The following is a 20,192-nucleotide window of genomic DNA, read 5'->3' as shown; positions in this document are numbered from 1 at the left end:
TACGCTGGCCTGAAGGCCAAGGGCAAAGCGAGCAAGGTGGCGCTCGTGGCGGTCATGCGCAAAATGCTGGTGATCCTCAACGCCCGTAAGCGAGACGCCGAGGTGGCCCTCGGCTGCCCCTGACAAGACAGTTGCTACTGACCACCACCCACGGGAATGGATCCCGTGACTGCGAGAACACCTTGAAGCGCACCACCCTGATCGCCCTTTCCCTTGGCCTGCTCGCACCGCTGGCCGCCCATGCCGCACAGGACCTGCCAACGCTCTACCAGGCCTTTGAAGAGGCCGGCAATTCGTCACTGGGCATGGACCAACTCAACCAGACGGTGACATTCACTGCCGTCGCACTGAGCGTTTCCAGCAACCTGGCGGGCGAGCCACTGATCGAGGCCGGCGATGACCAGGGCAATGTCCTGGCCCGGCTGACCAGCGACGACGAACAGCAGGCGGCCAAGCTGGGCGCACTGGAAGAAGGCGCGACCTTCACCGCCAGCTGCACGCTGCAGTTCAGCTCGGGCACCGATTACCTGTCCTTCGGCGATTGCACCATCAAGTAAAGATGAAGCCGGCAAAATGCCGGCTTCATTTCTTTGCCTCTGTAGCGTCGAGCCATGCTCGACTCATGCATCATCACGGCCCCGTAGGCACCGGACCATAAACGTTCTCCTGCGGCGTGCCCGGCAGCAGCGAGAAGATCATGATCACGATCCCGCCCCCCGGCACCAGCGCCAGCAGGAACAGCCAGCCCGACTGGTTGCAGTCATGCAGGCGGCGTACGGTCACTGCGATCAGCGGCACGATCGTGGCCAGCCACATCACACACAGCAGCACCACCATGCCGATCAGGATGCCGGCCAGCGCTTCGGCACTGTTGCGCAGGAGGATCGCCAGCACGCCGGCCAGCAGCATCACTGCCGTTGCGACCAGGAACAGGAACAGCTGGTACATCCAGTACTCGCGGCGGTTCGCGCGGCCCTCGAACTGGGCGTAGCGCTTCAACGGCAGAATCATTTCCTGCACGGCATCGATCCTTGAAAAAGTAGCCGCGCAGTGTGCCAAATGAACGTGCCGGGAACAATGTTGCCACTGCAGGGTCGAGCCGTGCTCGACTGCCTTACCGAATATGCCAACACGCCTGCCAAGAGCGAAGTCGAGCATGGCTCGACGCCACATGAACCGGGTCAGCGGCCCTTCGCGGCGCGCGCAGCCTCGCGCTCGGCGCGCAAACGATCCAGCTTTTCCTTCAACTTGATTTCCAGCCCGCGCGGCACCGGGTTGTAGTACAACCGTTCGCCCATCGCATCCGGGAAACCGGTCTGGTCGAGCGCGATGCCACCCTCCGCATCGTGGTCATACTGGTACTCGGCGCCGTAGCCCAGTTCCTTCATCAGCTTGGTCGGCGCATTGCGCAGGTGCAGCGGCACTTCTTCTGTGCCGCTCTCGCGCACATCGGACTTGGCCTGGTTGAAGGCCGCATAGCCGGCATTCGACTTCGCCGTGCTGGCCAGATAAAGCACCAGCTGGGCGAACGCGAGCTCTCCCTCCGGACTGCCCAGCCGCTCATAGATGTCCCACGCTTCCAGCGCCATGCTCTGCGCACGCGGGTCGGCCAGGCCGATATCCTCGATGGCCATGCGGGTCAGCCGGCGCGCCAGGTAAGACGGATCGCAGCCGCCATCGAGCATGCGGGTCAGCCAGTACAGCGCGGCGTCCGGGTTGGAGCTGCGCACGGATTTGTGCAGCGCCGAGACCTGGTCGTAGAACTGCTCGCCGCCCTTGTCGAAGCGGCGGGTACGATCGGCCAGCACCTGGGTCAGGGTCTGCGGCGTGATGCGCCCACCCTCCCCGCCCGCCAGCTCAGCGGCGATCTCCAGCAGGGTCAGCGCACGGCGCACGTCGCCGTCGGCGGCGGTCGCAATTTCCAGCAGCAGCTCGGGAGCGACCTCGATGTGCTCTTCACCCAGGCCGCGTTCGCGGTCACCCAGCGCACGCTCCAGCGCCTCAACGATGTCTGTGGGCGAAACGCCTTCCAGCACGTGCACGCGGCAACGCGACAGCAGCGCCGAATTCAGCTCGAACGATGGATTCTCGGTGGTGGCACCGACGAACAGGATGGTGCCGCGCTCGATATGCGGCAGGAACGCATCCTGCTGCGCCTTGTTGAAGCGGTGCACCTCATCCACGAACAGCACGGTGCGGCGGCCTTCGGCGAAGCGTTGCGCGGCCTCGGCCAGCACCTGGCGCACCTCCGGCAGGCCGGACAGCACGGCAGAGATGGCGCGGAATTCCGCATCAGCGTACTCGGCCAGCAGCAGCGCCAGCGTGGTCTTGCCGCAGCCCGGCGGCCCCCACAGGATCATCGAATGCACGCGACCGGATTCGACCGCGCGGCGCAGCGCACTGTCCGGCGCCAGCAGGCGCTTCTGCCCGACCATTTCGTCCAGGGTGCGGGGGCGCATGCGCTCGGCCAGCGGGCGCATGTGTTCCCGATCGACGCTCAGCAGATCGGGGCCGGGGAATGAAGTGGAGCGATGTCTTGGCACCCGGTCATTGTACCGCGCCGCCCAACGGTAGCGCCGGGCCGTGCCCGGCGGGCGGGACGCGATGTCTGGTAGTGCCGGCCGCTGGCCGGCAGATCAACAGCGTGTCAACCAAGGTTGACACCCACCAAGGCGGTGCCGGTTGAAACCCACCAGAGCGGTTGGCGCCGGGCCACAGGATTCGGTAGTGCCGGCCGCTGGCCGGCAGATCAAAAGCGTGTCAACCAAGGTTGACACCCACCAAGGCGGTGCCGGTTGGCACCCACCAGAGCAGGTAGCGCCAGGCCATGCCCGGCGACCACCATTAATTACCGATGACGTCGGTGCCCTTCGGCGGCGTAAAGCTGAAGGTGCCGGCGGCGAAGCCCGGGTTGCGCTTCCAGCCACTGAAGCTGATCACCGTACGCTGGCCAACCGCATCGGTGATTTCCATCTTGGCCAGCCCCTGCGCGTTGAAGCCCAGCGCGGCGTACTGGAAGCTGGCTTCGGTCTCGCGCTTCGGCGACAGCGACAGCCACTGCAGGCCGTCGCGCTGCGCGGCCTCTTCGCTGACGTCGTACTGCTGCTCCAGCAGCGCCGGGTTGATCAGCGCGGTCAGCGGGCTGTTCTGCTCTTCCTTGCCCTGCTCGCGTACGGTGGCCTGCTCCAGGTCCGGCTCATACATCCAGACCTTCCTGCCGTCAGCCACGATCAACTGCTCGTGCGGGCGCACGTATTCCCAACGGAACAGGCGCGGCGCCGACAGTGCCACACGGCCACTGGTCGATTCCTTCACCTTGCCGCGACTGTCGAACACCTGCTGGCTGAACTGGCCATCCAGGCCCTTCAGGCCGCTGGTGAAGGTCTTCAGGTCATCGCGGGCGCCAGCCCAGGCGCTGCCGGCGGCGGCGCAGGCCACGGCCAGGGTGGTGGTGGCAAGGAAACGGCGGAAGCGGAAGTTCATGCGGGAATCCTGTGGGCGCGGGCGCCAGGAAAGGTGGTTGCCAGTGTGCCCGGGGAAAGATGAATGGGCGATCAGGGCGACATTATGCCGCCCTGAACGTCCATCGGCGATTCAGCCACCGGATCCCGGCAGCTTGCCGTACAGCACCTGGCCGCGGAAGCCACGCCGCACTTCGCGATACAGCGCGCGGAACGCCGGATAGTCCTGCGGCTGGCACAACGCCTCTGGCCCACGCACTGCATTCTGCTGCAAGCGGTGGTGCACGATCACCTCCTGGCCCTCGCGACTCCAGTCCACCCGGTACTCGCCGGCTGCATTGGCGAAACGCTGGCTGGCCGGGATGGCGATGATCGGCGCATTGGCCGGGAACTGCAGGCGATAGGTTTCCTCGCGCAGGCTGGCATTGCAGTAGAACGGTGTCTCGTTGGCCGGCGCCGAGGCGGTGGCGTACAAGCCACGCACCGACTCGCCACCCGGCGGGTCCGGCACGGCCATGCCGCCGGCCACGCTGAAGTCGGCGTAGTCCTCGGCCTGGAACGCCATGCGATAGCCAAACGGCCGGGTCAGGTCGACCGGCACGCCCTGGATCTGCAGCTGCCCTCGCCCATCGAAACCTGAGGCGGCCATGATCTGCTCTTCAGCGCGCGCACGGTTCTGCGCGTTGAGCTGGGAGAACTGGGCGCGCATGCCGATCTCGGCGTTCTCGCCCAGTTTCGGAATGGTCTCGCCGCGCAGGTTGCCGTTGGCGTCGAAGGTGAAACGCACCTCCATCGAGGTGGCATTGCGCTCCGGCGTATTGGCCGGGGTGCGTGCCAGCGTGGCGTCGCGGGTACGCATCACCGGCGCACCCAGATCACCTTCCGGCAGCTGACCGAAGCGCGCCCACGCGGTGGTCGAATCCAGGTAGAGATCAAACTCGGGAATGTAGGTGATGGCGTGGTTGAAGCGGCCCAGCACCGGAATCTTCGGCAACGTCGGGCCGCCACCTGCACCGATCAGCACCGGCGAGCTGGCGATGCCCTTGGCTGCCAGCAGCGCCTCCAGGATCGTCACGTGGTCCTTGCAGTCACCGTAGTGGTTGTCGAGGATGCTCTGCGCGCTGTTCGGCTCCAGCCCGCCATTGCCCAGGTACACCGCGACGTAGCGGATGTTCTGCGCAACCCAGCGATACAGCGCATCAGCCTGCTCGCGGCGGTCGCTGATACCCGCGGTGATCTCATCAGCCAGCGCCTGCAGCGCCGGGGTCACCTCGGCCGCCGGGCCCGCCTTGAGCTGGTAGGCGCGACCCATCTGCGACCAGGCACGATAGGTACTGGCCATGATGTTCGGGCCGAACTCCCAGCCCGCCGCCGACCAGTTCTGCGCCGGCATCGCCTCGCGACGCTGGTAGCGCCAGCGCCACTGCGCCTGGCCGTTCTTCACCGTCGGCCGATCGCTGCCCTGCACGCCGCGGCTGTCGATGAACATCGGCAGGTTGGCCGGCGCACTCAGGGTGACTTCGGCGTCCTCGTACTCGGTGAACACATTGAAGGTCTCCCACAGGCCGAAATAGCCCGGGAAGTACGGCGTGGCCTGGGTGCGGCGCACCTGGTAGTACAGACGGGTGCCCGGGGCCAGGTTCGGGAACACGATCACCCGCACCTTGCGGTCGGCATACATCGCCGCCGAGGCGCTGGAGTAGCTTTCCTGGGTGTAGATGCGGTCGGCCGGCACGTCACGGCGCTGGCCGTCGGCGGTGATGGTGTAGGCGCCAAGCACCTCCAGGGTTTCCATCTTCTCGCTGTAGCTCAGCCGCACCTGGCTGAACTGCTCGACCGAGGCCTTGGTCTTGAGCAGCACTTCGTAGGTTTCGGTCTGCACATTGCCGGCATCCGGCCGCACCTGGTAGTCGGCGCGGTAACGGACAATGCTGAAGTTATTGCTGGCTTCGGTATCGCCGCTGGTGGAAGGCGGCGCCGTGGCGGGCGCGGAGGTGGCGGTGTCTGCCAGTGCCGGGCCGGCAGCCAGGAAGGCTGCCAGCGCCAGTGCCAGCGCGCTTGGTACGGGGTGAAGCATGCGTCGGTTCCTTGGACGTCGTGGGGGATACGTCGGGTCTTACTTCGGCGGCGGCGGTGCCAGCACCGTGCGGTCGCCGTTGTGCTCGGGCGGGCTGACCACGCCGGCCGCTTCCATGGCCTCGATCAGTCGCGCTGCACGGTTGTAGCCGATCTTCAGCCGGCGCTGCACGCCGGAAATCGATGCACGGCGGGTCTCGGTGACCACCCGCAGCGCTTCGTCATACAACGGGTCGGACTCGTCGCCGGACGAACTGTTCTCGGGCAGGCCGGTGGCGCCGACGACCACGCCGTCGCCCATCGTCTGCACTTCGTCCAGCACGCCGTCGACATAGTCGGCAGGTCCCATCGCCTTGAGGTGCTCGACCACGCGATGCACTTCATCGTCGGACACGAACGCACCATGCACGCGCTCGGGCAGCGCGGTGCCCGGCGGCAGGTACAGCATGTCGCCGTGGCCCAGCAGTGTTTCCGCGCCGGACTGGTCGAGGATGGTGCGCGAGTCGATCTTGGAGCTGACCTGGAAGGCGATTCGGGTCGGGATGTTGGCCTTGATCAGGCCGGTGATCACGTCCACCGACGGGCGCTGCGTGGCCAGGATCAGGTGGATGCCGGCCGCACGTGCCTTCTGTGCCAGGCGCGCGATCAGCTCTTCCACCTTCTTGCCGACGATCATCATCATGTCGGCGAATTCGTCGATGAAGATGACGATGAACGGCAGGGTTTCCAGCGGGCGCGGCGCCTCGCCGAGCTCCGGGTTCGGCTTGAACAGCGGGTCCATCAGCGGCTGTCCTGCGTCCTGGGCTTCCTTCACCTTCTTGTTGAAGCCGGCCAGGTTGCGCACGCCCACTGCGCTCATCAGCTTGTAGCGGCGCTCCATCTCGGCCACGCACCAGCGCAGGCCGTTCGCGGCCTCCTTCATGTCGGTGACCACAGGTGCCAGCAGGTGCGGGATGCCCTGGTAGACGCTCAGTTCGAGCATCTTCGGGTCGATCATCAGCATCCGCAGGTCTTTCGGCGAGGCCTTGAACAACAGGCTCAGCACCATCGCGTTGACCGCCACCGACTTGCCCGAACCGGTGGTACCGGCCACCAGCAGATGGGGCATGCGTGCCAGGTCGGCCACGGTCGGGCGACCGGCGATGTCCTTGCCCAGCGCCAGGGTCAGCACACTGGCCGACTTGTCATATTCCTTCGAGCGCAGCAGCTCGGACAGGAAGATCATCTCGCGGGTGACGTTGGGGATTTCCAGGCCGATCACCGACTTGCCCGGAATGACGTCGACCACGCGCACCGACTTCACCGACAAGCCGCGCGCGATGTCCTTGTCCAGCGAACTGATCTGGCTGACCTTGATGCCCGGTGCCGGCTCGATCTCGAAGCGGGTGATGACCGGGCCGGGATTGGCGCCGACCACCTGCGCATCGATGCGGAAGTCCTTCAGCTTGAACTCGATCTGCCGCGACAGGGTCTCCAGCGTCTCTTCGTCGTAGCCCTTGGGCTGCGGCTTGGGATCATCCAGCAGCGCCAGCGGCGGCAGGTCCGAGCCATCACCGTTGACGCCGCGGAACATCGGAATCTGGGTATCGCGCTTGGCCCGATCGCTCTTCTCGATCACCGGCTCCGGACGCGGCTCGATCTTCACCGGCTCGCGCTTGGCGCGCACCTCGGCGTCGGCCTTGCGCACTTCCTGGCGCTCCTCGCGCATCACCCGGGTCTGCTTCCACTCGGTGACTTCTTCCTTCTTGCGTTCCAGCAACGGCGCCAGCGACATCACGCCGCGGCCGATCTTCTCCATCACCGTGAACCAGGACAGCCCGGTCGCGAGCGTGATCGAGGCCAGCAGCAGCACCAGCACGAACAGGTTGGCGCCCAGCGCGCCGAAGCCCACCGTGAGCGAATTGCCCACCAGCTTGCCGAGGATGCCGCCGGCGCTGGAGACGTCGCCACTGAACAGGCGCACGTGCAGGAAGCCGGTGCCGGCGATGAGGAAACCGACCAGGCCGACCAGGCGCAGCGCAGGATCCAGGTCGTTCTCGCCCTTGCTCTCGCGCTTGAGCCCGAACATGGCGATCCACGCCAGCGCGCCGAGCACCACCGGCAGCAGGAAGGCGATGTAGCCGAACAGCTGCAGCAGCACGTCGGCGATCCAGGCCCCGGCGCGGCCACCCAGGTTGTGCACCGGCGCGACCACGCTGCCGGTATGCGACCAGCCCGGATCAGTCGCTGAATAGGTGAAAAGACTGGCCGCCAGGTACAGCAGGGCCGGCGCGATGGCGATCAGGCCCAGATCGCGCCAGAGACGCTGGCGGCGTGGATTGTCGGTCGTCGCCGCCGCGGCCGTGCGACGTGACGCCTTGCTGTCGTCGGACTTGGAGCGTTCGGGGACCTGCTTCGCCACCTTAGACCATACCTTTGGAATGCGCTGTTAGTGATTGATAATAAATGAGACGGCGTCAGTTTTCAGTTATGCGACGTCCGGCAGGCCAATCCGGGGGCCGAAACCACTGCTGGATGACGGCGTTCCGTTCATCGGCTTGAATCGCCCTGCCCCAGCCGCCACTCTATGACCAGCCAAGGATGCTGCGCAAACATCGCCAGCGCCTTGTCCCATCTACCTTTTCGCGAGTTTACATGAGCACCAGCCTGCCCTCCCGCCACCAGCGCCTCGTCATCCTCGGTTCCGGCCCGGCCGGTTGGACCGCCGCCGTCTACGCCGCCCGCGCCAACCTGAAGCCGGTCGTCATCACCGGCCTGCAGCAGGGCGGCCAGCTGATGACCACCACCGAGGTGGACAACTGGCCGGGTGACGCACACGGCCTGATGGGCCCGGACCTGATGGCGCGCATGCAGGCCCATGCCGAGCGCTTCGAGACCGAGGTCATTTTCGACCACATCCACACCGCCGACCTGTCGCAGCGTCCGTTCAAGCTGATCGGCGACAGCCACGAGTACACCTGCGATGCGCTGATCATCGCCACCGGCGCCACCGCCAAGTACCTGGGCATCCCGACCGAAGACGAGTTCAAGGGCCGCGGTGTGTCCGCCTGCGCCACCTGTGACGGCTTCTTCTACCGCGACCAGGACGTGGTCGTGGTCGGTGGCGGCAACACCGCCGTGGAAGAGGCCCTGTACCTGTCCAACATCGCCCGCAAGGTCTACCTGGTCCACCGCCGCGACACACTGAAGGCGGAAAAGATCATGCAGGACAAGCTGTTCAAGAAGGTGGCCGAAGGCAAGATCGAGACCGTCTGGCACCACCAGGTGGAAGAAGTGCTGGGCAATGATGCCGGCGTGACCGGCGTGCGCGTGAAGTCCACCCTGGACGGCAGCACTCGCGACATCGACGCCCACGGCTTCTTCGTGGCCATCGGCCACCACCCGAACACCACCCTGTTCGACGGGCAGCTGGCGATGAACAACGGCTACCTGGAAATCCGCTCGGGCCTGGGCGGCAATGCCACCCAGACCTCGGTGGAAGGCGTGTTCGCCGCCGGCGACGTGGCCGACCAGCACTACCGCCAGGCGATCACCTCGGCCGGCTTCGGCTGCATGGCCGCGCTGGATGCCGAGCGCTACCTGGACGCGCAGGGCAAGGCCAGCTGAGAGGCTGACCCGCTCCTGTAGGGCCGAGCCACGCCCGACTCCGGATGAAAGGCCGACGCCAGTGCGTCGGCCTTTCTGTTTCATCTGCCCTATCCTTCCCTCATGCCTTCCCCCCGCTTCCTCGACTCCCTGCAGTCCATCCCCGCCATCGACTGGGATGCCCTGCACGACGGGCAGAACCCCTTCGTCAGCCACGCCTTTCTCTCAGGCCTTGAACAGCACGGCTGCCTGCGCGAGGACTGGGGCTGGCAGCCCCGGCACTTCACGCTCTGGGAAGGCGACAGCTTGGTCGGCGCCATTCCGGGCTACCTGAAGACCAATTCGCACGGCGAGTTCGTGTTCGACCATGCGTGGGCCAACGCGTATGCCCGTCATGGCCGCGACTACTATCCGAAGTGGCTGGGCGCGGTGCCGTACTCACCGGTCACCGGCCCGCGGTTGCTGGCCCGTCACGATTCAGATCGCGCCACCTTGCTGTCGGCATTGCGCGAGGCGCTGCCGGCACTGGACGTGTCCTCGGCCCATATCAACTTCCACACCGCAGTGGACGAGGCGCTGTTCGGCGATGACTGGCTGCTGCGCGAAGACGTGCAGTTCCAGTGGCAGAACCCGGGTGACTGGGCGACATTCGACCAGTTCCTCGGTGCGATGAACCACAAGCATCGCAAGAACATCCGCCAGGAACGGGCCAAGGTCACCCGCCAGGGCATCACCTTCCGCGTGGTGCACGGCGATGAAGCCAGCCGTGCCGACCTGCAGGCGATGTATCGCTTCTACCTGCAGACGTTCCTCGAGTACGGCAACGCCCCGGCGCTCACCGAGGCCTTCCTGCGCCATCTGGCCATTTCATTGGGCCGCGGGCTGGTGCTGTTCCTGGCCGAACAGGACGGCGAGCCGATTGCCGGCGCGCTGTGCCTTCGCGGTGGCGACACCCTGTACGGCCGCTACTGGGGCGGCGCCACCCTGCCCGGCCTGCACTTCGAGGCCTGCTACTACCAGGGTATCGAGTACTGCCTGCGCGAAGGGCTGACCCGATTCGAACCGGGTGCACAGGGCGAGCACAAGCTGGCGCGGGGCTTCCTGCCGACGCTGGTGCGCAGCCGGCACTGGGTGGCCGATGCGGATTTCGCAGAAGCACTGCAGGATTGGTGCCGGCGGGAACGGCGCGATGTGCGGCGCTACCAGCAGGAGCTGCAGGGGCATGGGCCGTTCCGCGTAGAGCCGTAGTGCCGAGCTGGCTCGACTGGCGCGGCGCCGAGAAGCGTGCCAACCAAGGTTGGCACCTACCAGGGCAGTGGGGCGCGCCAACCAACGTTGGCACCTATCAGGACAATGGCGAGGGCGCTGTGCTCAGGTGCACTGCCAGAAGTGCCCGCTCACCCGGCACTTCGCACACCAGAACGTGTAGAGCATGCCGCCACTACCCCAGAGCAGCGCGCCTCCACTGGTGGTCGGCAGTGTCGAATCCAGCTGCATCACGAAGGGCATCTCCTCGCCGCAATCGATGCATGCCGGGTACCAGGCACTCTGCACCCAGCTGGGCGCGCCGCCCACGCGCGACAGGTTCTGCCGATGGTTGGACTGGCCCCAGTCCTGCTGCTGCCACCGCCTGGTATCCATGGCGACCAGGCCGATCTCGGCACGCACCAGGTCACCGCTGTCGGTCGGCGTGGCCGGCACCTCCAGACGCTGGCTGGGGTGGCAGCTGGGCAGGCCGACGGCATCGTGGCGATAGAAGCGCACGGGCGGGTCTTCCCAGCCGCAGCAGTCCAGGCACAGGCCCAGCGTGATCTCACCCGCCGCGCCCGGCTGCAGCGCGGCAGCGTCGGTTCGCATCAGGCGCTGCAGCGGTGCATGGCAGCTGCCACACAACGCTTCCAGCGGTCCTCCCATCTGCCCCGCATGGTGCACCTGCCCACCATTCCAGGTCGGGTGCAGGCGCCAGATACGCTTGCGCCAGCTCGGTTCGTCCGCCTGCTGCGCGCGATGCTGCTCGCGGCCAAAGCGGATGTGCAGCGGCCGCTCCCCATGCAGGCGGCGCGGCAGCGGCCCATCAGCCACGCCGGCCCAATGCGCCCAGACCTCAGCATCCAGCGCGCCCCAGTCAGCGAGGTAGCCGCGGGCAACGGCATAGCTCTCGGGCTGCGCCGCGAGCAGCAGCGCCCTGGCCCGCGCCATTTCGCGATCGTCATCGGCTTCGGCCAGAATCTGCGCCCACTGCCCGGCAGTGGCAGACGGCAGGCCCCGCCACACCTGCGAAGCCAGCTGCAGCTCATTCTCACTGACAATCGCCAGCAAGGCCTCCCAGTCGTCCTGCAGCACCTGCGGCGCCTGGTAGCTGGCGAATTCGATCACGCTGGCCAGCAGCTCACCGCGCTCTCCATCACGATAGCGACGCCAGGCCTCGGCACAGACCGGCGCAACCGCTTCGTCGGGCAGCAGATCCAGCGTCATGTCGAGAAAGGCCGAGCTGGGTGAACGCCGGGCAAGGGCCAGCCGCATCAGCGCACCGAGCTGACCCGGCTGCTCAGTCGCCAGCGCCAGCAGCATGCTCTGGCTGTCGTTGCACGTGCGCGGGTTGTCGTGCACATCGAGGATGGCGGTGATCGCGTCACTCATGCGTGGGCTCCTTGCCGTTGGACGTTGATGGTGCCAGACATCAGCGGTCACCACGGCGAATACAATGAGGGCATGACCCGCCAGCTGCCCTGGCGCCTGGCTGATGCGCCGGACGCCCCCTTCCCGCCGGCCGAGACCGCGCTGCGCCAGCCCGATGGCCTGCTCGCCGTCGGCGGTGACCTGCACCCGGTGCGCCTGCTCAATGCCTACGCTGGCGGCATCTTTCCGTGGTTCAGCGAGGGCGAGCCGATCCTGTGGTGGTCGCCGGACCCGCGCATGGTGTTCCGCACCGAGGGCGTGCATCTGTCCAGCCGGTTCCGCCGCCAGCTGCGCAGCAGTACGTGGGAGGTCACCGCCGACACCGCCTTCAGCCGCGTGATGCGCGCCTGTGCGGCAGCACCGCGGCCCGGCCAGGACGGCACCTGGATCAGCCCGGCGATGGTCGAGGCCTACGGCCAGCTGCACGACCTGGGCTTCGCCCATTCGTTTGAAGTCTGGGACCAGCAGACCCTCGTCGGTGGCATCTACGGGGTGGCAATCGGGTCGATGTTCTTCGGCGAAAGCATGTTCAGTGGTGCCAGCGGCGGCTCCAAGATCGCCCTGGCCGCCCTGGCATCCACCCTGCATGGTTGGGGCTGGGAACTGATCGATGCCCAGGTGGAGAATCCGCACCTGCTGCGGATGGGCGCCGAGCACCTGCCGCGCGCGGAATTCCTGCAGCACGTGCGCCGGGCCGTGCGCGGTGACGGCCGGGAAGGCCCGTGGACCCAAGCGGTTGGACGCCTGCCAGCACGGCGTTTGGCCGGGGGTTAACACAAACTTTGCAAGCTGGCGCCGTCACGCGTAAAATACCGCGCCTTAGGCCCAGCGTGGCCGTTTTCTGAACCGCACAGGACTACATGTCGAAAGACGATTCCATCGAGTTCGAGGGCACCGTCAGCGAGACGCTGCCGAACACCACTTTCCGCGTTCGCCTGGAAAATGGGCACGAAATCATCGCCCATATCTCCGGCCGCATGCGCAAGAACTACATCCGCATCCTCACCGGTGACCGGGTCAAGGTTGAAATGACCCCGTATGACCTGACCAAGGGTCGTATCACCTACCGCATGAAGTAAGCGGTCGGCGCCTGGCGCCACTCGACAAGGCCAGCCCTGGTTGCTGGCCTTTTGTCATGCCCGGAATCCGGCCCTGCCGGAGGTCACCGTGACCGAGCTCACCGTGGCGTCGGTCAGCCCCGCTTGCGGCAGATTCGCGCCTGCAGCCGCCGCGGCATCGTGGGATCCGATCCAGTCCGGATCGCCACCCCCTCCCGATCATGAACGCCCTGCTCCCGCACGCCCTGCTCCCGCACGTCCTGCTGCCGGCAGTTCTGCTGGTCAGCCTCCCCCTGGCGGCATTCGCCGCTGAACCCAGCAAGCCCTCCAACGCGTCCGAGTGCATTGCCCTCAGCGCCAATCGCGATATCCGCCCCTCCAGCACGGAACGCGAGGTGTTGCTGCGCGACGGTGACAACCACTATCGGGTGCACCTGCAGAAGCGCTGCCTGGGCGCTGCCGCCTCGGCCAGCTATGTCTTCTTCACGCCCAGTACCCCTGAACGGATCTGCGGCGATGCCCGCAGCACACTGAAAACCGACAGCAATCACTGCACCGTGACCCGGATCGAACCGATCGATGCGGCGACCTTCAGGCGGCTGGCGCAGCAGGGGCGTTGAGTTGCAGTGCATGCGACAAGGGCGGCCGAAGCCGCCCTTGTCATTTCCAGTCTTTCACGCCAAGCCTGCGGCGTCAGCTCATTCCACCGTGACCGGCAGCAGCCGCTCCGGCTCGGCCTGGGTCTCGACCACCAGCTCGTCGTCGCGCACGTCGATGCTGACCTTGCCGCCGTTGACCAGCTTGCCGAACAGCAGCTCGTCGGCCAGCGGACGCTTGATCTTGTCCTGGATCACGCGGGCCATAGGACGGGCACCCATCAGCGGGTCGAAACCATGGTGGGCCAGCCAGTCGCGCGCGGTCGGGGTGGCCGACAGGCTGACGTGCTTGTCCTGCAGCAGCATCTCCAGCTCGATCAGGAACTTGTCGACCACGCGCAGGATGTGCTCGAAGCCCAGCGCCTGGAACTGCACCACCGCGTCAAGACGGTTGCGGAATTCCGGGGTGAAGCTGCGGCGGATGGTCTCCATCGCGTCGGTGGCATGGTCCTGCTTGGTGAAGCCGATCGACCGCCGCGAGGCCTGCGCGGCGCCGGCATTGGTGGTCATCACCAGCACCACGTTCTTGAAGTTCGCTTCGCGACCGTTGGTATCGGTCAGCACACCGCGGTCCATCACCTGCAACAGGATGTTGAAGATGTCCGGATGCGCCTTCTCGATCTCATCCAGCAGCAGCACGCAATGCGGCGTCTTGACGATCTTCTCGGTCAGCAGGCCGCCCTGGTCGAAACCGACGTAGCCCGGAGGCGCGCCGATCAGGCGGCTGATCGAATGCGGCTCCATGTACTCGGACATGTCGAAGCGGACCAGCTCGATGCCCAGCTGCAACGCCAGCTGCTTGGTCACTTCGGTCTTGCCGACGCCGGTCGGGCCGGCGAACAGGAAATTGCCGATCGGCTTTTCCGGGTTGCCCAGGCCCGAACGGGCCAGCTTGATCGCCGAGGACAGCGTCTCGATGGCCGGGTCCTGGCCGAAAATCACCATCTTCAGGTTGCGCTCCAGGTGCTGCAGCACATCCTTGTCGGTGGCACTGACCTGCTTGGCCGGGATCCGCGCCATCTTGGCCACGATCGCCTCGACCTCCTCGACGTCGATCAGCTCCTTGCGCTGCTCCTCGGGCAGCAGGCGCTGGCGGGCACCGGCCTCGTCGATCACGTCGATGGCCTTGTCCGGCAGCAGGCGGTCGCCGATGTGCTTCACCGACAGGTCCACTGCGGCCTGCAGGGCCTCGTCGGAGTAGGTCACACCGTGATGCAGCTCGTACTTGGACTTCAGGCCCTGCAGGATCTCGTAGGTCTCGCCCACCGTCGGCTCGACGATGTCGATCTTCTGGAAGCGGCGCGCCAGCGCGCGGTCCTTCTCGAAGATGCCGCGGTATTCCTGGAACGTGGTCGAGCCGATGCAGCGCAGCTCGCCCGACGCCAGCGCCGGCTTGATCAGGTTGGACGCATCCATGGTGCCGCCCGACGCCGAACCGGCACCGATGATGGTGTGGATCTCGTCGATGAACAGCACCGCGTTGGGCACCTTCTTCAGTGCCGTCAGCACGCTCTTCAGGCGCTTCTCGAAGTCGCCACGGTACTTGGTACCAGCCACCAGTGCGCCCAGGTCGAGCGAGTAGATCACCGCGTCGGCCAGCACGTCGGGCACCGAGCCTTCGATGATGCGGCGGGCCAGGCCCTCGGCGATGGCCGTCTTGCCTACGCCCGCCTCACCGACGTACAGCGGGTTGTTCTTGCGGCGGCGGCACAGGACCTGGATGGTGCGCTCGATCTCGTCGGCACGGCCGACCAGCGGGTCGATGCGACCTGCCCGCGCCTGGTCGTTGAGGTTGCTGGCGAATTCGGTCAGGGCATCCCCCTTGGGCTCGCCCTCCCCGCCTTCCATGCGGCTCTCGCCCTCCGGGGACGAAGACGACTGCTCGCCTTCATCGCCCAGCTTGGCGATGCCATGGGACAGGTAATTGACCACATCCAGCCGGGTCACATCCTGCTGGTTGAGGTAATAGACGGCGTGGGAGTCCTTTTCGCCGAAGATGGCGACCAGCACATTGGCGCCGGTGACCTCCTTCTTGCCCGAGGACTGCACGTGGTACACGGCCCGCTGCAGCACACGCTGGAAGCCCAGGGTCGGCTGGGTGTCGCGGCCATCGTCTTCCGCCAGGCGGGACACGGAGGCCTCGATGGCCTGCTCCAGCTCCTGGCGCAGGCGGTCGGCATCGGCACCACAGGCCTTCAGTACGGCCTGGGCTGACGGGTTGTCGAGCAGTGCCAGCAGCAGGTGTTCGACCGTCATGAACTCATGCCGGGCCTCACGGGCGCGCTTGTAGCACTGGCCGATGGTGTGTTCGAGGTCTTTGCTGAACATGGATTACTCCGGCGGCAGATGGGGACAATATGCGGCCTGACTACGCGATTTCCATCACCCTAGCGGATTGCTGCGTTCAGATGGCGTTAGCAGTACAGATCGCTTGATCTTCATTCACTCCAGGACAGCCCACCCAGCATGAGCGAACCCTACCTGAGCCGCTGGCGATTGCGGCGTGATGGCCCGGCCCTCCGTACGCCCCACGCCCGGCTCTGGCCGGTGCTGACCGCTGCGGACGAGCCAGCGATGCTGAAGATCAGCAGCGAGACCGAGGAGCAGAACAGCCATCGCCTGCTACGCTGGTGGAACGGCGATGGCGCCGCCCGCCTGCTGGCCCACGAGGGGCCTGCGATCCTGATCGAGCGTGCCCGCGGTGACTCGCTGCGGCAACGCTCGATCGAGGGCGACGATGACGCCTGCACCGCGATCCTGTGCCAGGTCCTGCAGCGGCTGCACCGGCCACGGAGCGCGCCGCCAGCGGAACTGGTCTGCCTGCGTACATGGTTCGCCGACCTGCTGCAGCCAAGGGCTGTGCTGCCGCCACTGCTGGAACAGTGCAGATCACTGGCGGAGGGGCTGCTGCGTGATGAACAGGAGATCCGGCCGCTGCACGGCGACCTGCATCATGACAATGTGCTGGATTTCGGCCCGCGCGGCTGGTTGGCGATCGACCCGAAGCGACTGCTGGGGGACCGTGCGTTCGATTACACGACGATGTTCAGCAACCCGGACCTCTGTGGTCCGGGCATCCACGTTGCGACGCGGCCCGAGCGGTTTGCGATCCGCCTTGAGCAGGTCTGTGCGCTGGCCGAACTGGAACGCACACGCCTGCTGCGCTGGATCGCGGCCAGCACTGCGCTGTCGGCAGTGTGGTTCAGGGATGACGGCGACCCGGCCGATATCGACGAGACAGTCGCCCGGATGGCCCTGGAGGCGCTGGCGGAGAGGTGAGACCCGCGCTTGGTAGGTGCCCACCTTGGAGGGCACCCATCCACGGTCGATACGGGCTTCTGCCTTGGTAGGTGCCCACCTTGGTGGGCACACCCATCCGGGATCGATGTGCCCGGACGAGAATCAGCAGCCGGTCAGGCCTTTTCCATCGTGCACAGCAGCGGGTGCTGGTTCATCCGCGAGTACTCGTTGACCTGGGCGACCTTGGTCTCGGCCACTTCGCGGGTGAACACCCCGCACACGCCGCGGCCGCGGGTATGGACGTGCAGCATCACCTGCGTGGCCTTGTCCAGGTCCATGCTGAAGAACTGCTGCAGCACATCCACCACGAAATCCATCGGGGTGTAGTCGTCATTGAGCAGCATCACCTGGTAGAACGGCGGCGGCGCCACTTCCGGGCGCGCGGCCTCTACGGCGACGCCGTGCTCGTGCTGGGAATCGGGGGAAGACTCATGGGGCATCGGGCCATTATAGAGGCTCGGGCGCGCCTGCGTCGGCCTGCCGCGGATTGGACGGCACGCACGCCCACCGTCACAATTGCACCCTCTCTCAACACTGTTTCACAGGATCTTCATGAAAAGGACCCTTCTCCCCGCCCTCCTGATCGCTCTGGCTGCCACCGGCTCCGCTGCCGCCGCAGACGCCGACAAGGCCGTGGCCCGCCATCTGGACAAGCTGGGCTACACCTACGAAGTCGATGAGGACGGCGACTACCGCATGGTCTTCGACGTCGAGGGTGACCGCACCCAGATGGTCTACGTGCGTTCGTCGGTGGAAGATTTCGGTACCCACAACATCCGCGAGATCTGGTCGCCGGCCTACAACGCGAAGACCAAGCAGTTCCCGGTGGCCGTGGCCAACCGCCTGCTGGAAGATTCGCAGGATGCCAAGATGGGCGGCTGGGTAAAGCAGGACACCACCGCCATGTTCGTGGTCAAGATCGACGCCGATGCCACTGCCGACCAGCTCAGCGACGCCATCGATGCGGCCATCCGCACCGCCGACGCCATGGAGCTGGAACTGACCAAGAAGGACGAGTTCTGAGTTGAACGCCACGCCGGACCCGCGCTGGGCACCGCACGCCACCGTCGCCACGGTGGTGGTCGACGGCGGCCGCGTGTTGCTGGTTGAAGAGACCATCGATGGCCGGCAGGTGCTGAACCAGCCGGCCGGCCACCTCGAGCCGGGCGAAAGCCTGGCCGAGGCAGCCCTGCGCGAGACCCGCGAGGAAACCGGCTGGACGGTGCAGCTGACCCATTTCATCGGCTGCTACCAGTGGACTGCCGGCGACGGTACCGCCTTCCTGCGCTTCTGCTACGCGGCGCGCCCGGTCTCGCACGACCCGGCGCAGCCACTGGACACCGGCATCGACCGCGCGCTGTGGCTGACCCCGGCCGAACTGCAGGCCGCCGGCGAGCGCCAGCGCAGCCCGCTGGTCTGGCAGGTGGTGGCTGATTACCTGGGTGGCCAGCGCCATCCGCTTTCGCTGGTCCGGGAGGTCGCATGAGCACTCCGCGCGTGATGGTGGGCGTCTCCGGAGGTGTCGACTCTTCGGTCGCCGCCTGGCGTCTGGTACAGCAGGGCGAAGCCGTGGCCGGCCTGTTCATGCAGAACTGGGCCGACGATGGCAGCGGCGACTGCCGCGCCGAGGACGACCGCCGCGATGCGGTGGCCGTCTGCGGCCTGCTCGGCATCCCGTTCCACTTCCGCGATTTCTCAAGCGAGTACTGGCAGGGCGTGTTCGAGCACTTCCTGGCCGAGTACGCCGCCGGTCGCACTCCGAATCCGGACGTGCTGTGCAACCGCGAAGTGAAGTTCAAGCACTTCCTGGATGCCGCCCGCGAGCTGGGCGCCGAACGCATCGCCACCGGGCACTATGCACGGGTGACCCAGCGCGGCCACCAGTGGCTGCTGCTGCGCGGCGCCGACCGTTCCAAGGACCAGAGCTACTTCCTGCACCAGCTGGGCCAGGAGCAGCTGGCGGCCACCCTGTTCCCGATCGGCGACCTGGAAAAGACCGACCTGCGCCGGATCGCGCGTGACGTCAGCCTGCCGACCCACGCCAAGAAAGACTCCACCGGCATCTGCTTCATCGGCGAGCGTGACTTCCGCGAGTTCCTTGGCCGCTACCTGCCGGCCAGGCCCGGCCAGATCCTCGACCCGGCCGACGGCAGCGTGATCGCCGAACATCCGGGCGTGTTCTATTTCACCCTGGGCCAACGCGAGGGCCTGAACATCGGCGGCGTGCGTGGACGCCCGGCCGCGCCGTGGTACGTGGTCGGCAAGGATGTGGCCAGCAACGTGCTGTACGTGGACCAGGACCGCGACAGCAAGTGGATGCTGTCCGAGCGCCTGCGTTCGGAAACCGCGCACTGGATCGCCGGTTCGCCGCCGGCACGGCGCTTCGAATGCACCGCCCAGACCCGCTACCGCCAGCCCGATGAGCCGTGTACGGTCCAGGTGCTGGACGATGGCAGCGTGCTGGTCACCTTCGCGCGCCCACAGCGCGCCGTTACCCCCGGTCAATCACTGGTGCTGTATGACGGTGACGTGTGCCTGGGTGGCGCGGTGATCGCCGCCACCGATGCGCCGCTGGAACAGCGCCTGCGCACCACCCCTTCCCCTTTTGAGGTAATCGCTGCATGAGTTTCACTGTCGACGACCGCGTCCTGGCCCTGGCCGGCATTGCCCAGGCCCTGCAGCAGGTACGCCGTATCGCCGATACCGGCCATTCCGACGCCGCCGCCGTGCGCACCGCCGTGGACAGCGTGTTCCGTGTCGATGCGTCCTCGCCGCAGGAGGTGTTCGGTGACCGCCATGCACTGAAGTCCGGCCTGCGCCTGCTGCACAACTACTTCCGCAGCCAGGGCCAGGACCCGATCCTGCCCAAGCTGGCCCTGTCGGTGCTGCAGCTGGAGCGTCGCTTCGTTCAGGATGGCGCCACCGTGAACAAGGTCGCCTCGGGCATCGAGCGCGCCCAGCGCCAGGCCACCGAACTGGGCGACAGCGGCCACCCGGACGTGCTGGCCAACCTGGGAGGCCTTTACGCCGACACCATCAGCCACCTCAAGCCGCGGGTCATGGTGCAGGGCAACCCGCACTACCTGGGCCAGGCTGGCGTGGTGGCCGAGATCCGCGCCCTGCTGCTGGCCGCGGTGCGCGCTGCGGTGCTGTGGCGGCAGCTGGGCGGCAGCTACTGGGACTTCCTGTTCAGCCGCAAGGCGATGATCGAGGCCGTGGACCGGCAGCTGGCCTGAGGGTGTGGGGTCGGATCCCTTTCCGGCACGGAAAGGGCTCGGCCCCCGAAGCCGCCAAGGCGCCGGAAAACCGGCGCATTCAGAATGCACTTCGAGGCACATCGACGTTAAAGAGAAAGGGGGTACGGCCGATACATCCTC

The 20,192-nt window shown here is 66.5% G+C and carries 19 protein-coding genes and 1 pseudogene; 12 read left to right on the top strand and 8 right to left on the bottom strand.

Going from position 1 to position 20,192, the window contains the following annotated elements; genetic code table 11:
- Both AC5P67_RS19540 and AC5P67_RS19535 read left to right on the top strand, forming a co-directional pair.
- Nucleotides 1-123: pseudogene (locus tag AC5P67_RS19540) on the top strand (IS110 family transposase); the annotation flags it as partial.
- A gap of 59 nt (nt 124-182) precedes the next feature.
- Nucleotides 183-557, top strand: coding sequence for a hypothetical protein (locus AC5P67_RS19535; RefSeq protein WP_005413292.1), 375 nt, complete (start codon nt 183-185; stop codon nt 555-557).
- Between the two features lie 73 nt (nt 558-630).
- Here the strand turns inward: AC5P67_RS19535 and AC5P67_RS19530 are convergent, their stop codons facing one another.
- The 5 genes from AC5P67_RS19530 to AC5P67_RS19510 form a co-directional block, all read right to left on the bottom strand.
- On the bottom strand, nt 631-1,020 hold the full coding sequence (locus AC5P67_RS19530) for a DUF805 domain-containing protein (protein ID WP_005413291.1): 390 nt from the start codon (nt 1,018-1,020) through the stop codon (nt 631-633).
- Between the two features lie 161 nt (nt 1,021-1,181).
- On the bottom strand, nt 1,182-2,480 hold the full coding sequence (locus AC5P67_RS19525; protein WP_495215121.1) for a replication-associated recombination protein A: 1,299 nt from the start codon (nt 2,478-2,480) through the stop codon (nt 1,182-1,184).
- Nucleotides 2,481-2,844: 364 nt separating this feature from the next.
- Entirely contained in the window at nt 2,845-3,483 is a 639-nt protein-coding gene (gene lolA / locus AC5P67_RS19520) for an outer membrane lipoprotein periplasmic chaperone LolA (protein ID WP_024958744.1), read from the bottom strand.
- Between the two features lie 111 nt (nt 3,484-3,594).
- Nucleotides 3,595-5,538 carry a DUF3857 domain-containing protein gene (locus tag AC5P67_RS19515; protein ID WP_049397466.1) on the bottom strand — a complete coding sequence of 648 codons (1,944 nt, stop codon included), beginning with the start codon at nt 5,536-5,538 and terminating at the stop codon, nt 3,595-3,597.
- Between the two features lie 39 nt (nt 5,539-5,577).
- Entirely contained in the window at nt 5,578-7,938 is a 2,361-nt protein-coding gene (locus AC5P67_RS19510; RefSeq protein WP_005413288.1) for a DNA translocase FtsK, read from the bottom strand.
- 233 nt (nt 7,939-8,171) lie between these two features.
- Here AC5P67_RS19510 and trxB point away from each other — a divergent pair, with 233 nt between their 5' ends.
- A complete protein-coding gene (gene trxB, locus AC5P67_RS19505; protein WP_005409600.1) occupies nt 8,172-9,143 on the top strand; it encodes a thioredoxin-disulfide reductase in 972 nt (323 codons plus the stop codon).
- Nucleotides 9,144-9,245: 102 nt separating this feature from the next.
- Nucleotides 9,246-10,370, top strand: a complete 1,125-nt coding sequence (locus tag AC5P67_RS19500) for a GNAT family N-acetyltransferase (protein ID WP_138970229.1) — start codon at nt 9,246-9,248, stop codon at nt 10,368-10,370.
- Between the two features lie 123 nt (nt 10,371-10,493).
- On the opposite strand, the gene AC5P67_RS19495 is transcribed toward AC5P67_RS19500, so the two are convergent.
- Entirely contained in the window at nt 10,494-11,762 is a 1,269-nt protein-coding gene (locus AC5P67_RS19495; protein ID WP_099484210.1) for a hypothetical protein, read from the bottom strand.
- Between the two features lie 72 nt (nt 11,763-11,834).
- Here AC5P67_RS19495 and aat point away from each other — a divergent pair, with 72 nt between their 5' ends.
- The 3 genes from aat to AC5P67_RS19480 all read left to right on the top strand — a co-directional run bounded on the left by aat (nt 11,835) and on the right by AC5P67_RS19480 (nt 13,479).
- Nucleotides 11,835-12,575 carry a leucyl/phenylalanyl-tRNA--protein transferase gene (gene aat / locus AC5P67_RS19490; protein ID WP_088428762.1) on the top strand — a complete coding sequence of 247 codons (741 nt, stop codon included), beginning with the start codon at nt 11,835-11,837 and terminating at the stop codon, nt 12,573-12,575.
- Nucleotides 12,576-12,661: 86 nt separating this feature from the next.
- Nucleotides 12,662-12,880 carry a translation initiation factor IF-1 gene (gene infA / locus AC5P67_RS19485; protein WP_005409596.1) on the top strand — a complete coding sequence of 73 codons (219 nt, stop codon included), beginning with the start codon at nt 12,662-12,664 and terminating at the stop codon, nt 12,878-12,880.
- Nucleotides 12,881-13,080: 200 nt separating this feature from the next.
- Nucleotides 13,081-13,479: a hypothetical protein gene (locus AC5P67_RS19480; RefSeq protein ID WP_099484211.1), complete on the top strand. Its 399-nt coding sequence runs from the start codon at nt 13,081-13,083 to the stop codon at nt 13,477-13,479.
- Between the two features lie 78 nt (nt 13,480-13,557).
- Here AC5P67_RS19480 and clpA read toward each other — a convergent pair whose 3' ends face one another.
- The gene (gene clpA, locus AC5P67_RS19475; protein WP_005409594.1) at nt 13,558-15,843 is read right to left on the bottom strand and encodes an ATP-dependent Clp protease ATP-binding subunit ClpA; all 2,286 of its coding nucleotides are present in this window, start codon (nt 15,841-15,843) and stop codon (nt 13,558-13,560) included.
- A 138-nt stretch (nt 15,844-15,981) separates the two neighbouring features.
- On the opposite strand from clpA, the gene AC5P67_RS19470 reads away from it, so the two are divergent.
- Nucleotides 15,982-16,794: an APH(6) family putative aminoglycoside O-phosphotransferase gene (locus AC5P67_RS19470; protein WP_165710444.1), complete on the top strand. Its 813-nt coding sequence runs from the start codon at nt 15,982-15,984 to the stop codon at nt 16,792-16,794.
- A gap of 134 nt (nt 16,795-16,928) precedes the next feature.
- Here the strand turns inward: AC5P67_RS19470 and clpS are convergent, their stop codons facing one another.
- The gene (gene clpS / locus AC5P67_RS19465; RefSeq protein WP_005409592.1) at nt 16,929-17,255 is read right to left on the bottom strand and encodes an ATP-dependent Clp protease adapter ClpS; all 327 of its coding nucleotides are present in this window, start codon (nt 17,253-17,255) and stop codon (nt 16,929-16,931) included.
- A gap of 112 nt (nt 17,256-17,367) precedes the next feature.
- Between clpS and AC5P67_RS19460 the strand changes: the two genes are divergently transcribed.
- From AC5P67_RS19460 to hflD, 4 genes are read left to right on the top strand one after another with little or no spacing between them, the layout of a single operon-like run.
- Entirely contained in the window at nt 17,368-17,838 is a 471-nt protein-coding gene (locus tag AC5P67_RS19460; protein WP_005409591.1) for a hypothetical protein, read from the top strand.
- A gap of 1 nt (nt 17,839) precedes the next feature.
- Nucleotides 17,840-18,301 (top strand): NUDIX hydrolase, encoded by a 462-nt coding sequence (locus tag AC5P67_RS19455; RefSeq protein ID WP_005409590.1) that lies wholly within the window; start codon nt 17,840-17,842, stop codon nt 18,299-18,301.
- Nucleotides 18,298-19,440 (top strand): tRNA 2-thiouridine(34) synthase MnmA, encoded by a 1,143-nt coding sequence (gene mnmA / locus AC5P67_RS19450; protein WP_005413280.1) that lies wholly within the window; start codon nt 18,298-18,300, stop codon nt 19,438-19,440. Before AC5P67_RS19455 ends, mnmA begins: the two co-directional genes overlap by 4 nt.
- Entirely contained in the window at nt 19,437-20,051 is a 615-nt protein-coding gene (gene hflD, locus AC5P67_RS19445; protein WP_005413279.1) for a high frequency lysogenization protein HflD, read from the top strand. The genes mnmA and hflD overlap by 4 nt, the downstream gene beginning before the upstream one ends.
- Nucleotides 20,052-20,192: the final 141 nt, after the last annotated feature.

It is taken from the genome of Stenotrophomonas sp. YJH_SMC_21 (assembly GCF_059369555.1).
This window is presented reverse-complemented; position numbering and strand designations above follow the sequence as displayed.